This is a genomic window from Stenotrophomonas sp. SPM (genome assembly GCF_003105135.1).
GTDB lineage: Bacteria > Pseudomonadota > Gammaproteobacteria > Xanthomonadales > Xanthomonadaceae > Stenotrophomonas.
The window spans coordinates 30,385-44,168 of the sequence record NZ_QETL01000004.1 but is presented as its reverse complement, the minus strand read 5'-3'; the positions used below and the strand labels follow the sequence as shown (position 1 = coordinate 44,168).

The window sequence follows — 13,784 nt, the reverse complement described above, 5'->3', positions numbered from 1 at the left end:
AACGCCCCTCCGCCAGGCGCGGGGTGCAGCATGTTCGATGGTTTCCTGGATGACTCAGCTGCCGCTGTCCGGATCAGGGCCCTGGGCCGACGCGGTCGGCGTCGATCCGGCGCTCTGCACGACGATCTGGTTGCCGACGATGGACACGGAAACACCCTGCGCCGAGTAGGCCGACGTGACATCGATCACAGCCTGCTGCGCGTTGGTCGTATCAATCCGCGTCACCGCTCCGTAGAGGGTGAAATCCGAGCTGAGGCGATAATCCAGCGTGCGGCCGGAATCCTTGGCCCATCGGTCGAGCATGCCCTTGAGCGTGCCGTCCATGGGCGAGGCCTGGTACACGTAGCTGGAATACAGCGGAATCTCGGTAGGGGTTTCCGCGAAACGGTTGACCGGCTTCCACCGGCCGCCGAAATCGGGTGCGGGCTTGGTAGCACATCCGGCCACCATCACCGCCGCTGCTGCGGCGATGGACAACTTTGCAATAAACGCCTGATTCATACGGGCTTCACTTTGACGTACGAAAAAGCAGTCCCGATGTTGGTCCCCTGGCTGCTCCGGCTTGGCATTATGCCAACCGGACACGCGTCGGGAACCCGACGCGTACGCGCGGCTTCACGACGGCTCCCCGGCGGCCCGAAGACCGCCAACCAGGTTGCTGAAAACGGTTACACCAACCCGTCCTCTCGCACCCTCACCAACTTCGGAACCATCCCTGTTCCAATGGCTGAAACTCCTGGCCACTTCTGAAAGCGAGCTGAACCAAAAGGTCCTCGCGCCGTGCATAGACTGGCACAACCACGCGTCAATTCAATGTCAGACAAGTCTGAATTGCACGAACGTATGGCATTTTCTTGACGCGTCTCACAAATTTATATTTGTGAGACCACGTTTTTCGGCCAGTCGGATGCGGCTTCCTCACAAATTCAGAACAGGAGCTTCCACTTTTGGCAGTAGACGCGACGTGAAATATTTATCTTTGTAGTAGCGGATCTTGTCGCACTTCACCGGATGCGGGATGCCTTCGTAGAGGAATACTTCCTTGTCCGGGCCCATCGCCTTCAGTTCCTGAGGCAGCATCAGCGCACGCCGCTCTTCGGTGAAGCTGTGGGTCTTCTCACGCGCGTGGGTGACGTTCTTCTTGCGGATGGTGGTGTACCCCAGCATGTCCGAATAGTCGTTGGCATCCTGCTGCTCACGCGGCGCGTAGAGGATCTGCAGCGCGTGGTTGGTGATGATGGTGCGGGAGATCTCCCGGCCATAGGTCGCGTCCAGCTGCGACATGCTCTGGATGATCGGTAGCAGGCGCACGTTGTAGCCGGCCATGTAGGACACCGCCGAGGCGATGATGTCGACCTTGCCGATCGAGGTGAATTCGTCCATCAGCAACAGGCACTGATACTTCAGGTCCGGGTTGGACTTGGGCAGTTCCTTGGTGTTGAGGTTGATCAGCTGGCTGAAGAACAGGTTGATGATCAGGCGGCTCTCGGCCAGCTTGTTGGGCTGGATGCCGATGTAGATGGTCATCTTCTTCTTGCGCACGTCGGTGAGCAGGAAGTCGTTGCTACTGGTGGCCTTGTCCAGCACCGGATTGACCCAGGCGTTCAGCGGTTCCTTGAAGGTGCCCAGGATCGAGGCGAAGGTCTCATCGGCCTGGGACAGCATATTGGCGAAGGCCGAGCGCGCATTGCTGCTCAGGAACGGCCGTTCGGACAGGCTCTTGAGGAACTTCTTCAGCTCGGTGCCATCGCCCGAGGACAGGCGGTACACCGCGCCCAGCGTGGGCGTGCCCTGGCCGCCGGGGAAGCCACTGGCGCGCTCGTCATCCCAGTTCTCGAACAGGTAAAGGGTGAAGGCAATGAAGGCATTGCGGGCCTGGCTGACCCAGAACTTCTGGTCCTCGGCACCATCGGGGTACAGCATGGCGCCGATGCTCATCAGGTCCGAGATGCGGAAGGCCGGATCGTCGGACACGTAACTGAGCGGGTTCCAGCGGTGCGTGCGGCGGTCTTCGGCGAAGGGATTGAACAGGTAGATCTCCTGCCCCTGACTGGCGCGCCAGCCGCTGGTCAGGTCGAAGTTCTCCTGCTTGATGTCCAGCACCACCAGCGACTCGCCGTACTCGAGCAGGTTCGGGATGACCACGCCCACGCCCTTGCCCGAGCGGGTCGGCGCGGCGAGGATCACGAACTGCTGGCCGTCCAGGCGCACCAGCTTGCCGCCATGGCTGCCGACCACGATGCTCTGGTCTGACTTCTTGTACAGGCCGTGCTTGGCCAGGTCGGCACCGGTGGCAAAGCGCGCGTCGCCATGCAGCGACTTCTTTTCCTTCTTCAGCAGCCACACCAGGCTGCCCACCAGCACGATCAGCAGCGGCAGGCCGAAGCCCAGGTAGCCGGCCCACCTGATCTTGCCCACGAACGGGGCGACCTGTGGCTGGCCCAGTGCGTTGTAGTACTGGTAGTAGGTATTCCAGGTGAACAGCTTGGTGTCCAGGCCAAGCAGCAACAGCGTCAGGTAGCCGGACAACGCGAAACCAAGCAGCAGGGCGACCACCGTAGCGATGGCGATGGTCAGGAACTTATTACTGGGCAACACCCGAATCCTCCATGATGCGCACTGAGGCGCGACGGCCTAGCGGCGGCGTCGTTGCGACGCGCGTTTCCGCAGGTTGGTTTCATTCTCCAGCCCGGGCTCGATGCCCTCTTCACGCTCCAGCACCTCCAGGTACCGGCGCGCTTCGGCCAGCGACATCAGATCGGTCAGACGCTCCCCGTCATCGACGATGACCGCGTGACCGATCACATCGCCGGGAGCGTACACCGGCGCGTGGGTCACCGCTACCAGCCGATAGCGGCCGCGCAGCTCGAGTTGATGCGTGTACTCCTGCATGCATGCTTCTCCGTGATGGCGTTCACATCTCGTGCCCGCGTCAGGCGATGATGCCGCCCCTGCCGTAGTGGCGGCATGCAGGCGACGCAGACGACAATACACATCCCTGCACCCGAGACTGTCATGGATTGGATCGCAGGCGCCCGCGCACTGGCCACCGAAGCCCACGCCGGGCAGATGGACAAGGCCGGCCAGCCCTACATCGGCCATGTGGGCCGGGTAGCCGCCCGCGTCTGCGGCGACGCCGATGCCGAGGTGGTGGCGTGGCTGCACGATATGGTGGAGGACTGCCCCGGATTTGCCGCGCAGGTGCAGGCATTTCCGCCAGCAGTACGGCACGCGGTCCAGCTGCTGAGCCGCAACAGCACACCCGACGCCGACCACTCACGCGCGCATTGCCGCCGACCCGCTGGCGCTGAAGGTGAAGCTGGCCGATTTCGCCGACAACGCCGATGAAGGCCGGCTGGCCGCCTTGGACGCCACCACCGCCGAGCGTCTGCGCGTGAAATACCGTCATGCGCTGGCCCAGCTTGCCTCCGTGCCCGGGCCGCCCGCTCCATCCATCGAACACTGATTTACCCCTGCGCGGGTGCCGCTGCTGCGGTGCAGCAGTACAATGGGCGGCTTCCCCCGCCCTGCCCGCCCCCGCATGAGCCCTAATTCCCCCCTGGCCGCGCGGCTGACGCCGCGTCAGCGCACCTGGATCATCCTTGCCCTGTCGCTGGGTGGCTTTGCCATCGGCACCAGTGAATTCGCCAGCATGGGCCTGATGCTGGAGATCAGCCGCGGCCTGTCGATCAGCGAGACCCAGGTCGGCCACCTGATCAGTGCCTACGCCATCGGCGTGGTAGTCGGTGCGCCGATCCTCGCCTTCATCGGTGCCTCGTTCCCGCGCCGCAAGCTGCTGCTGGCGCTGATGGGCTTCTACGCGGTGGGCAACCTGGCCAGCGCCCTGGCCCCGAATTACGGCACCATGCTGATCGCGCGCTTCGTCGCCGGCCTGCCGCATGGCGCTTACTTCGGCGTGGCGATGCTGGTGGCCGCGGCCATCAGCCCGGCCGGCCAGCGTGGCCAGGCGATGTCGCGGGTGCTGCTCGGCCTGTCCATTGCGATCCTGATCGGCAACCCGCTGACCACCTGGCTGGGCCAGCAGTTGAGCTGGCGCACGGCCTTCGCCCTGGTCAGCGTGCTGGCCATCGCCACGGTGGTGATGATCGCCCGCTTCCTGCTGCCCGACCCGGACGAGGTGCGTACCTCGCCGATGCGTGAGCTGCGCGCGTTCAACACCACCCAGGTGTGGCTGGCGCTGGGCATCGGCGCGGTCGGCTTTGCCGGCATGTTCTGCGTGTTCACCTACCTCGCGCCGACCCTGGTGCAGGTGACCGGCGTGGCCGAGTCGTGGATGCCGCTGGCCGTGGGCGTGTTCGGCATCGGCGCGATCATCGGCAACATCGCCGGTGGCTGGCTGGTGGACAAGTTCCACTTCAACGCCGCCGCCATCGTGCTGGTGTGGTCCATCGTGATGCTGCTGCTGTACCCGCTGGCCGCGCAGTTGGTGTGGACCATCGGTCCGATGATCATCACCGTGGGCACCATGGGTGCGCTGGCCGCCGTGCTGCAGACCCGCCTGATGGACGTGGCCGGCGAGGCGCAGACGCTGGCCGCCGCCTCCAACCACGCGGCGTTCAATACCGCCAACGCGCTGGGCCCGTGGCTGGGCGGCATGGCCATCAGCGCCGGCTTCAGCCCGGCCACCACCGGTTATGTCGGCGCCGCCACCGCCATCGGTGGCCTGCTGCTGTGGGGCGTGTCGATGCTGGTCGACCGCCGCCGCAAGGCCGCCTGAGGTCCTGCACGCAGCCCTTGCCGCCGGCAGGGGCTGTGGCCACGTGACTGGATTTGACCTCGCCACCGCATCGGACTGACAGGGTCATCACAGGGGAAAGTGTGACGATGAATACACCTTCTCCCTTGGCACCCCTTTCCCCATGTCGGACACCGGTCATTTCGCCATTCGCGCCTTCGAGGCCGTCTTCAACATGGCCGGCGGGGTGGAACGCATCACTTCGCTGACCGTTACCTGCAACCACTGCGACGCTACGACCTCGTCTACGGACGGCAATCTGTTGCACCTGCCTGGCGGCACGCTGTTCCGCTGTGATGACTGCGGATGCCACCAAGCGGTAAGCAATGCACGGGTTGCGGACTGGAAGCTGCCGCGCGTGCTGGGCGTATGAACATGAACACGTCCCTGACCGGGCCACAGCGTCAGATCCTGCAGGCCATTGCCGATGCGGGGCAGGTGGACAGTGACGCCGCCAGCTGGGCGGTCAACGCAGGCCTTGCCGTGCAGGCAGAAGACGGTGACATCGACCTGACCCCGCGCGGACGCGACGCGTTGCAAGCCCAGTCGCCACGCTGAGCCGACGACGGAGCGGGCATGCGGCGTTTCGTGCAGGCCTTTGTGGATGTGGACAGCTTTGCCCCTGCCCTGCCCGGCGACGTGTCGGCAGCACTGGCAACGGCGGATGCGCGCTACAACATCGGCAAGGACGGCCACGCCTGGGTCTGGGCGGCCGGCGCCGCCGATACGAAGACCACGACGGTGGTTGCGGAGATGCAGTGGGGCCTGGTGCCGCGCTGGTCGAAGCAACCTTCCACGCCCTACACCACGGTGACCGCCCGGCTGGAACGCGCCCCGCGCAGCCGCATCTTTGCAGATGCGTGGAGCAAGCGGCGCTGCATCGTGCCGATGACGGGCTATTTCAAATGGGACCGGCAGCGACGACCACCGTGGCCGATGTTCGTCCAGCGTCAGGATGGGTTGGCGTTGATGGCAGCAGGCCTGTGGGAGCACTGGCAGGACGAGGCCGGCGACATGCGCGACACGTTCTCGATCCTGACTGACGGCAACCCGGCTATCCCGGCCCCGCTGTCTACCGACGGGCCGGTCTTTGTGGAGCCCGCGGTCGCAGCGGCATGGCTGAGGGGAGAGCTGACCACGCCGGCGCAGCTGCGACGGCACGCGCATACCGCGGCGCTGGAGGCTGCCTATGTGGGCCTGGGTATCCGCGACCCGCGACGGGATGACTACACGCTGCTGGAGCCGGTGGACCCCGACGCTCTGGGTGCTGACGACGCGCTGCCCGACTGGGATGGCGATGCGCTGGATGACCATGCGTAAGTGATGGGCCCGGGGTCGGACCCATTTAAAAACACATGGCGTGGATGTGGCTTGCTGCACAGTGCAGCCCATGCATCACCGCCCTGCCCCTGCCCGTCATGATGCCATCGCCCTGCAGGCGGGGATGCTCGGCAGCGTACTGGGCATTGGCCTGTTCAAAGCACTGGCGATGTCCGGCGTGGTGTCCGGCTCGCTGATGGGCATGGGCCTGTGGCTGCTGGCCTGCGTCCTGCTGGGCGCCTGGGCATTGGCGGCAGGCCTTGCGTGCCTGGCCCTGAGCCGGCGCGTGTTCGTGCTGATGCTCGCGCTGTCGGCGGTGTTCGTGCTCTGCATTGCCTGATCCGCAGGCGCTTCCAAAAAAATCCAAACCGCGGCGCTAAAGCTTCAGGCTGCGCCGCCGCTACCGCTGTACTGCTTGCCGGGACTCTCTCCTGTGCAGACACGCCCGGCAGTCGGGCCTACAACGACTACCGGATTTCACAAAATGAACACGCTGCGCTGCTTCAAGGTTGGCACCCGCCTCACTGCGGGTTTTTCCATCCTGCTCCTGCTGATCGCCACCATTCTTGCGATCGCCCTGCACAGCAACCATCAGCAGCGCCAACAGTTCGACAACGCGGTGAACGTGCGCGTGACCCGCATGGGCGAGCTGTACGACATGCTCATCATCAACAAGGAGCTGCTGCTCCTGCGCCGCGACATGCTGATCAAGCGCGGCCAGGGCCTGGAAGCAGATCTTGCGAAGGCGCACGCGATGTCCGCGCGATATGACCAGATCTGGGCCCACTTCACCGAACGCCCGGCCACCAGCCCGCTGGCCGAAACCATGCGCATCAAGGTCGCACAGAAGCAGCAGGCCACGCTGGCCCTCACCCGCGACCTGGACGCCGCGATGCAGGCGGGCGATTTCGATGCCGCCAGCACGCAGTTGCTGACCCGCGCCGGCCCCGCGGCTGCCGACTGGAACGCTGCCCTTGCGGAGTTCGCCGATCTGCAGCAGAAGTTGGTGGAAGAAGCCGCCACGGAAATGCAGGCCTTGGCCGCACGCACCACCGGGCTGCTCAGCCTGTTCGGCGTCCTCAGCCTGGGCCTGGGCATCATCGCGGCGTGGCTGATCTCGCGCAGCCTGACCCGCCCGCTGGCCCAGGTGCAGGCGTCGATCAATGCGGTCACCCGTGGCGACCTCAGCGTCCGCCACCAGGACGACAGTCCCGATGAAGTGGGCCAGATGCTGCGCGCCACCGACGGCATGATCGGCCTGCTGCAGCGCTTCTCGCAGCAGACCCAGCTGATGATCGGCAAGCATGCCGGCGAGGACATCAGCCACCGCATGCCGGTGGATTTCCCTGGTGTCTACGGCGAACTGGCGCAAGGCATGAACACGATGGTGTTCGAGCATCTGGATGCAATCGTCGATGCCATCGACGTGTTGAACCAGTACGCGCAGGGTGACCTGAGCCGCGACGCACGGCGCCTGCCGGGCAGCCGCGCGATCCTGCATGAATCGATGGATGCCGCCAAGGCCAGCCTGCATGCAATCAACCAGGACATCCAGCGCCTGGCGTCGGCGGCTGCGGCCGGCGATTTCAGCGTGCGTGGCGATGCCACGGCCTACCGTCACGATTTCCGCCGCATGATCGAAGACCTCAACCGCCTGATGGCCACCGCCGATGGCAGCCTCGGCGCGCTGTCCAAAGTATTGGGTGCGATGGCCGAGGGCGACCTGACCCGCCGCATCAAGGGCGACTTCCAGGGCGTGTTCGCCACCATGCAGCGCGACACCAACCGCACGGCGGAGAATCTGGGGGGCATCATCCGCCGCATCCAGGAAGCCTCCGGTTCAATCGCCAGCGCATCCGATGAAATTGCCGCCGGCAACACCGACCTGTCGCGGCGCACCGAAAGCCAGGCCGCCAACCTGGAAGAGACCGCAGCCTCCATGGAGGAACTGACCTCCACTGTGCGCCAGAATGCCGAACACGCACAGCAGGCCCATGCAGCCTCGCGCAGCGCCGGCGAAGCCCTGCAGCAGACCGCCCAGGCGGTACAGGACGTGGTTCGCGTGATGGACAGATCAATGCCTCGTCGCTGCGGATCGGCGAGATGATCAGCCTGATTGACGGCATCGCGTTCCAGACCAACATTCTCGCCCTCAATGCCGCGGTCGAAGCAGCCCGTGCAGGCGAGCAGGGGCGCGGATTCGCGGTGGTGGCCAGCGAAGTGCGCAGCTTGGCGCAGCGTGCGGCGGCTTCGGCCAAGGACATCAAGGCATTGATCGAAGATTCCACCGACAGGGTCGAGGCCGGTATCGGTATCGCCCGCCAGACCGAGGCCGCCATCGCACAGTTGACCGGTGCCGCGGGCCTGACCGGACACCTGGTGCAGCAGATCGCCCAAGCCAGCGCCGAGCAGGCGGCCGGCATCGAGCAGGTCAACCAGACCATCTCGCAGATGGACGAGGCCACCCAGCAGAATGCCGCACTGGTCGAGGAAGCCAGCGCCGCGGCGCGTGCGATGGCTGGGCAGGCGGCAGATCTGGACCGGGCCTGTGCCGTGTTCCGGGTATCTGCACAGGCTGGCGCTGCGCTGAAGCGCGCCGCCTGACCTCATGGGGTATTGCGGGCACTCACACTGCCCGCATCTGCCTCGCCCTACCCTCAAAGTGCAGGCCTGAAGCATTCAGTAGGCCACGGCCTGCGCCCCTTCCCCCGACCGCGGCGGCGCGACATTGTGGTTGCGCTGTCGCCGTCAAGCCTGTGCAGTCCCTCTGTACGTTTCGATGTGGTCCTGATGCCCTCCCCCGAACAAGAACGTATGTCCACCCTGGCCGGCCTCAACGCCCTGGACGAGGTTTCCGGTGCAGCCCTGGACAGCCTCACCGAGCTGGCCACTCACGCCTTCAAGGTGCCCGTCGCATTCGTTTCGCTGCTGGACGTCGACCGGCAGCGACTGGTCTCGCGCAGGGGCCTGCAGATCGCACAAACACATATCCGTGATTCGATCTGCGCCTCGGCCATCGGCGCCCCGGAAACGCTGGTCATCGATGACCTGCGCAAGCACCCACGGCATGCCAGCAACCCGCTGGTGACAGGCGAGACCAGGCTTCGCTTCTATGCAGGCACGCCGCTGGTGGCGCGCAACGGCGTGGCCATCGGTGCGTTCTGCATCATGGACGACGCCCCCCGGCAGTTCTCCGAAGCGGAGCGGCGGCAGCTGCAGACCCTGGCCAGCGCAGCCATGAACGAACTGGAGCTGCGCGCCCTGACTGGCCGCCGCGACCCCGTCAGCGGCCTGCCCGACCGGCACCAGTTCGCCCTGGACCTGGCCGCCAAGGCCAAGCGCGAGCCGGACACCTTCCTGCACGCAGTGCTGATCGATGTCTTCGACGCAACGACCTCCACCGAGGCCGGGCAGGTGCTGGGCATGGCGCCGCTGGAAACGTTGATCCGGCGTATCGGCGTGCGCCTGCGCGTTGCCCTGGACGGCATGGCCGAGGTCTATCACGTAGGGGTCGCACGGTTTGCCTTCGTGGTGGAGCTGTCATCGTCGAAGGCCGTCGAAGACCTGGTTGCTGAACTGCAGGAACGCGTGACCCGACCGATGATGGCCGCGCAGGTGCCGATGGCCCCTTCGTTCCACGCGGGCATCTGTGGCGTCACGCTGGGCCAGCACAATGCAGACGAAATCATCCGCCGCATGCTGGTCGGCCTGAATGCCGCCATCAACAGTCGTTCGCCATTCCGCTGGTATTCCGAGACCCGCGATGCGCGCACGCGGCGGGGCTATAGGCTGGCCACCGACGCACGGGTGGCCCTGCAGGAACAGCAGTTCCACCTGGTCTACCAGCCCCGCTTCCGCGCATCGGATCTTTTGCCGGTGGCCGCCGAAGTACTGATCCGCTGGAACCATCCGCAACTGGGGGCAGTCAGCCCGGCCGAGTTCATCCCGGTATTCGAACGTACGGCGGTCATGCAGGGCATCACCCGCTGGGTGACCGACAACGCACTGGACCAGCTGGTGGCCTGGCGAAAGGCAGGCATCAGCCTGCTGCTGTCTATCAACTACTCGGCCCGCGACATGGCCGAGGACGATGCCGCGCTGCGCCTGATCCGTGCAATCGAGCAGAAGGGCCTGTCGTGTGGGGATGTCGAAGTGGAGATAACCGAGAGCCAGTGGCTGCGCGTGGATTCCCCCGCCGGCCAACAGCTGCGGCAGATGGCCGCGGCCGGGCTGCGCATCGCCGTCGACGATTTTGGCAGCGGCTACAGCAATTTCGGCTACCTGTCCGAGCTGCCGATCAGCACGCTGAAACTGGACAAGACGGTGATCGACCGCCTCTGCCAGGACCCGCGGGCGGCATTGAAGGCCGAGGCCATCATCGGCCTGGCGCAGCGCCTGGGCTACAGCGCCGTGGCCGAAGGTGCCGAGACGGCCGAACAGGTGGCCCGGCTGCAGGCGTTGGGCTGCGATGAAATCCAAGGATTCGCGTTGGCCCGGCCGATGACGGCTGAAGCATTCAGCGAACGATTCGGAGCGGTTCTTCCCGCCCCGTAGAGTCGAGCTTGCTCAACTGCCGCTGCTCGACTCTACGGCGGTAGCGCTCGCTATACTTGTATGGCCCACCGTGCTGCCCGGAACAGCTGCCATGCCCACCCGAATCGACTTCCGGCCCTCGCTGGACCTGGCATGCAGGATCACCGGCATGCGCGTTGCCCTGGTCGGGGAAGTCACCGAAAGCACCTGGCGTTCGATCCAGAGCATCGACAGCGCGGGCCTGGGTATTTCCAGCGGCATGATCCTCGATATCAACCGCACCTTCTGCAAGGACGTGAGGTCTTCGCGGGCTCCGGTCTGGTTCGGCGATGCGCTTGCCCATCCGTTGTTCATCGACAGCCCGATTCCGGGCATGTACGGCTTCCGCAGCTACATCTCGGTGCCGGTGCTGCTGGCCGATGGCTCCCTCTTCGGCACCCTGTGCACACTGGATCCCGAGCCGAAGCCGGTCGACGAGCAACAGGTGCAGTCGATGAACGACGTGGCGACGCTGGTGGCCGCACAGATCGACGCGTTGCGCAGCCACGATGCCGACAGCCGCACCATCGACGGCCTGAAGGAACAGGGCGATATGGTTGGCCGGCAGCTGGCCGAGTACGAACAATCCAATGCCGAGCTGCAGCGCGTCGCCAAGCAGCGCGAGGAGTTCATCGGCGTGCTGGCGCACGACCTGCGCAACCCGGTGCAGGCCATCCGCGCCGGCGTCGATCTGCTGGGCCTGGGGGCATTGACCGATTCGCAGCAGAAGGTACTGGGCCACATCAACGACAGTGCCGATCGCATCGCCGAGTTGATCGATGTCACCCTGGATTTCGCACGGGGCCGCCTGGGCACCGGCATCGCGCTGAAGCTGGAGCCTTGGTCGGACCTGTCCGGCGTGCTCGCGATGGCCTGCCGCGAGGCCATGCGCCCCTTTCATGGCCGCAATTGCGAGGTTGACCTGCAACTGCCCGTCACCTTCGTCTGCGACGCCGCACGGCTGTGCCAGCTGCTGGCAAACCTGGTCATCAACGCCGCCATCCACGGCACCCCCGGACAACCGATACACGTCAAGGGCCGCAGCGTGGGCGCGGGCATCGAAATCAGCGTGGCCAACCAAGGCGTGATCCCGGCGGCGCAGATGGGCCACCTGTTCGAACCCTTTGCGCGGCCGCAGGAAAGGCGGTTGGATTCCGGCCTTGGGCTGGGCCTGTACATCGCCGCGCAGATTGCCAAGGCCCATGGCGGCATGCTCACCGTGACCAGTTCCAGCGACGAAGGGACCGTGCTGACCGTGCGTCTCTGAGGCCGGCGTATCGCGTGCAGAGCGGCTACACGCCCGACCCGCTACCCTGTTGCACCTTCCTGCCCAGAGCGGCCATGTCTTCCTTCCCCCTCCCGGCGTCTGAGCCCGGGCAGCTCGCGTACCGGTTGCTGCAGGACAGTGACTGGGCGCGCTCGCCGGCCGCTGCCGCCGCACCGGTCGAACTGCGCACCGTGCTGTCCATGATCCTCGACTCGCCGGAGCCGCTCTGGATCGCGTGGGGCGTGGAGGAGATGACGTTCTTCTTCAACGATGCGTACTTGCCGATGCTGGGCGGCAAGCTGCACGGCGCCATGGGCAGCGGCCTGCGGCAGGTCTGGGCTGATGTCTGGGAAGACGTGCGGCACGCCATTGCCGATGCCTTTGCCGGCACCAGCCGCAGTTTCCAGAACCTGCCACTGGTGATGGATCGCGACGGCGCCATGAAGGAGACCTTCTGGACGTTCTCCTATTCGCCGTTGCGGATGGCCGATGGCGAGGTTGCCGGGCTGCTGTGCGTGGTGAGCGAACAGACCGAACGGGTGATCGAGCGTACCCTGCACAGCCGCCAGGTGGCGGCCATTACCCAGGAAGCGCGCGAAGCCCACCTTGAGCTGGTGCGCGCGCGTGAGCAATTGCGCCAGGCGCAGAAGCTGGAGGCCATCGGCCAGCTCACCGGCGGGGTGGCACATGACTTCAACAACCTGCTGCAGGTCATCACCGGCTCGGCGGACATGCTGCTGCACACCGCGCAGCCCGAGGATCCGCGCGGCAGGTATGTGCACTCCATCGTCACCGCTGCAGAGCGTGCAACGCGGTTGACCTCCCAGCTGCTGGCCTTCTCCCGCCGGCAGAGCCTGTCACCGGAAGTGTTCGACCTGCGCGAGAGTGTGCACGCGCTGGCGGATATCATCACGACCGTGGCTGGCGCCCGCGTCTCGGTCGCCATCACCCTGCCCGACACCCCGCTGCAGGTGCTGCTGGACCGTAGCCAGCTGGATACGGCACTCATCAACATCGTGGTCAATGCCCGCGATGCCATCACCGGCCATGGCAACGTCACCATCGACGTACAGCGGGTGACTGCGGTGCCCTCCGTCCGTTTTGCCGCGCCGATGAAGGGCGACTTCGCCGCCATCAGCGTCAGTGACACTGGCACCGGCATCGAACCTGCGGTGCTCGACCACATCTTCGAGCCCTTCTTCACCACCAAGGACGTCGGTGCGGGAACGGGGCTGGGCCTCAGCCAGGTGTTCGGCTTCGTCAAGCAATCCGAAGGCGAAGTGGATGTGCACAGCCAGCCCGGCACCGGAACACGGTTCACCCTGTACCTGCCACTGAGCCAGGGCAGCGAGAGCGCGCCGCGGCCCGTGCAGCACGACGGGCTGGTGCATGGCCACGGATTGTGCGTGCTGGTGGTCGAGGACAACATCGACGTGGCCGAGTTCGCCGTGGCCGCCCTGCGTGAACTCGATTACCAGGTGGTGCTGGCACGCAATGCCGCTGACGCACTGGCCGAGCTGGAACGCGATGCCCATCGCTTCCAGGTGGTGTTCACCGACGTGGTGATGCCGGGGGTGAATGGCCTGGACCTGGCGCGCACGATCCGGGAGCGGTTCCCCTGGCTGCCCGTCATCCTCACCAGCGGTTACAGCGAGCTGCTGGCGCGCGACCCAGGGCATGGCTTTACCCTGCTGCGCAAACCCTACACGCTGAAACAGCTGGCCCAGGCCATCAGCGAATCGGGGCAGCATCAGCGGTAGTCGCATCGCCTGGTAGGTGCCCACCTTGGTGGGCACGATTCTGTCACAGCGCGTGCGACCAGAAGCGCCCACCAAGGTGAGCATCTACCGGCGCTAGAACGCTGATGAA

15 protein-coding genes are annotated in these 13,784 nt (G+C 65.5%); 12 read left to right on the top strand and 3 right to left on the bottom strand.

Annotated elements, in window-relative coordinates; translation table 11 throughout:
• Window positions 1-54: 54 nt before the first annotated feature.
• The 3 genes from DCO49_RS02510 to DCO49_RS02500 form a co-directional block, all read right to left on the bottom strand.
• On the bottom strand, window positions 55-501 hold the full coding sequence (locus DCO49_RS02510) for a hypothetical protein (protein ID WP_116862662.1): 447 nt from the start codon (window positions 499-501) through the stop codon (window positions 55-57).
• Between the two features lie 417 nt (window positions 502-918).
• Window positions 919-2,598 carry a type IV secretory system conjugative DNA transfer family protein gene (locus DCO49_RS02505; protein WP_116862661.1) on the bottom strand — a complete coding sequence of 560 codons (1,680 nt, stop codon included), beginning with the start codon at window positions 2,596-2,598 and terminating at the stop codon, window positions 919-921.
• Between the two features lie 36 nt (window positions 2,599-2,634).
• The gene (locus DCO49_RS02500; RefSeq protein ID WP_116862660.1) at window positions 2,635-2,892 is read right to left on the bottom strand and encodes a hypothetical protein; all 258 of its coding nucleotides are present in this window, start codon (window positions 2,890-2,892) and stop codon (window positions 2,635-2,637) included.
• 123 nt (window positions 2,893-3,015) lie between these two features.
• Here DCO49_RS02500 and DCO49_RS02495 point away from each other — a divergent pair, with 123 nt between their 5' ends.
• The 12 genes from DCO49_RS02495 to DCO49_RS02445 all read left to right on the top strand — a co-directional run bounded on the left by DCO49_RS02495 (window position 3,016) and on the right by DCO49_RS02445 (window position 13,675).
• Window positions 3,016-3,348 (top strand): hypothetical protein, encoded by a 333-nt coding sequence (locus DCO49_RS02495; protein ID WP_243402630.1) that lies wholly within the window; start codon window positions 3,016-3,018, stop codon window positions 3,346-3,348.
• Window positions 3,314-3,466, top strand: a complete 153-nt coding sequence (locus DCO49_RS20435) for a hypothetical protein (RefSeq protein ID WP_243402629.1) — start codon at window positions 3,314-3,316, stop codon at window positions 3,464-3,466. Before DCO49_RS02495 ends, DCO49_RS20435 begins: the two co-directional genes overlap by 35 nt.
• 75 nt (window positions 3,467-3,541) lie before the next feature.
• Entirely contained in the window at window positions 3,542-4,738 is a 1,197-nt protein-coding gene (locus DCO49_RS02490) for an MFS transporter (protein ID WP_116862659.1), read from the top strand.
• 142 nt (window positions 4,739-4,880) lie between these two features.
• Complete coding sequence (locus DCO49_RS02485; protein WP_116862658.1) at window positions 4,881-5,129, top strand: hypothetical protein; 249 nt, start codon at window positions 4,881-4,883, stop codon at window positions 5,127-5,129.
• A complete protein-coding gene (locus DCO49_RS02480; RefSeq protein WP_116862657.1) occupies window positions 5,126-5,314 on the top strand; it encodes a hypothetical protein in 189 nt (62 codons plus the stop codon). The genes DCO49_RS02485 and DCO49_RS02480 overlap by 4 nt, the downstream gene beginning before the upstream one ends.
• 18 nt (window positions 5,315-5,332) lie before the next feature.
• Window positions 5,333-6,076 carry an SOS response-associated peptidase family protein gene (locus DCO49_RS02475; protein WP_116862656.1) on the top strand — a complete coding sequence of 248 codons (744 nt, stop codon included), beginning with the start codon at window positions 5,333-5,335 and terminating at the stop codon, window positions 6,074-6,076.
• Between the two features lie 70 nt (window positions 6,077-6,146).
• Window positions 6,147-6,416, top strand: a complete 270-nt coding sequence (locus tag DCO49_RS02470) for a hypothetical protein (RefSeq protein WP_116862655.1) — start codon at window positions 6,147-6,149, stop codon at window positions 6,414-6,416.
• A gap of 144 nt (window positions 6,417-6,560) precedes the next feature.
• Window positions 6,561-8,183 carry a HAMP domain-containing protein gene (locus DCO49_RS20620; RefSeq protein ID WP_116862654.1) on the top strand — a complete coding sequence of 541 codons (1,623 nt, stop codon included), beginning with the start codon at window positions 6,561-6,563 and terminating at the stop codon, window positions 8,181-8,183.
• Complete coding sequence (locus tag DCO49_RS20615) at window positions 8,180-8,680, top strand: methyl-accepting chemotaxis protein (RefSeq protein WP_116862653.1); 501 nt, start codon at window positions 8,180-8,182, stop codon at window positions 8,678-8,680. Before DCO49_RS20620 ends, DCO49_RS20615 begins: the two co-directional genes overlap by 4 nt.
• Window positions 8,681-8,890: 210 nt before the next feature.
• Window positions 8,891-10,630: a sensor domain-containing phosphodiesterase gene (locus DCO49_RS02455; protein ID WP_116862652.1), complete on the top strand. Its 1,740-nt coding sequence runs from the start codon at window positions 8,891-8,893 to the stop codon at window positions 10,628-10,630.
• A 91-nt stretch (window positions 10,631-10,721) separates the two neighbouring features.
• Complete coding sequence (locus tag DCO49_RS02450; protein WP_116862651.1) at window positions 10,722-11,915, top strand: GAF domain-containing sensor histidine kinase; 1,194 nt, start codon at window positions 10,722-10,724, stop codon at window positions 11,913-11,915.
• Between the two features lie 74 nt (window positions 11,916-11,989).
• Window positions 11,990-13,675, top strand: coding sequence for an ATP-binding protein (locus DCO49_RS02445; protein ID WP_116862650.1), 1,686 nt, complete (start codon window positions 11,990-11,992; stop codon window positions 13,673-13,675).
• Window positions 13,676-13,784 lie beyond the last annotated feature (109 nt).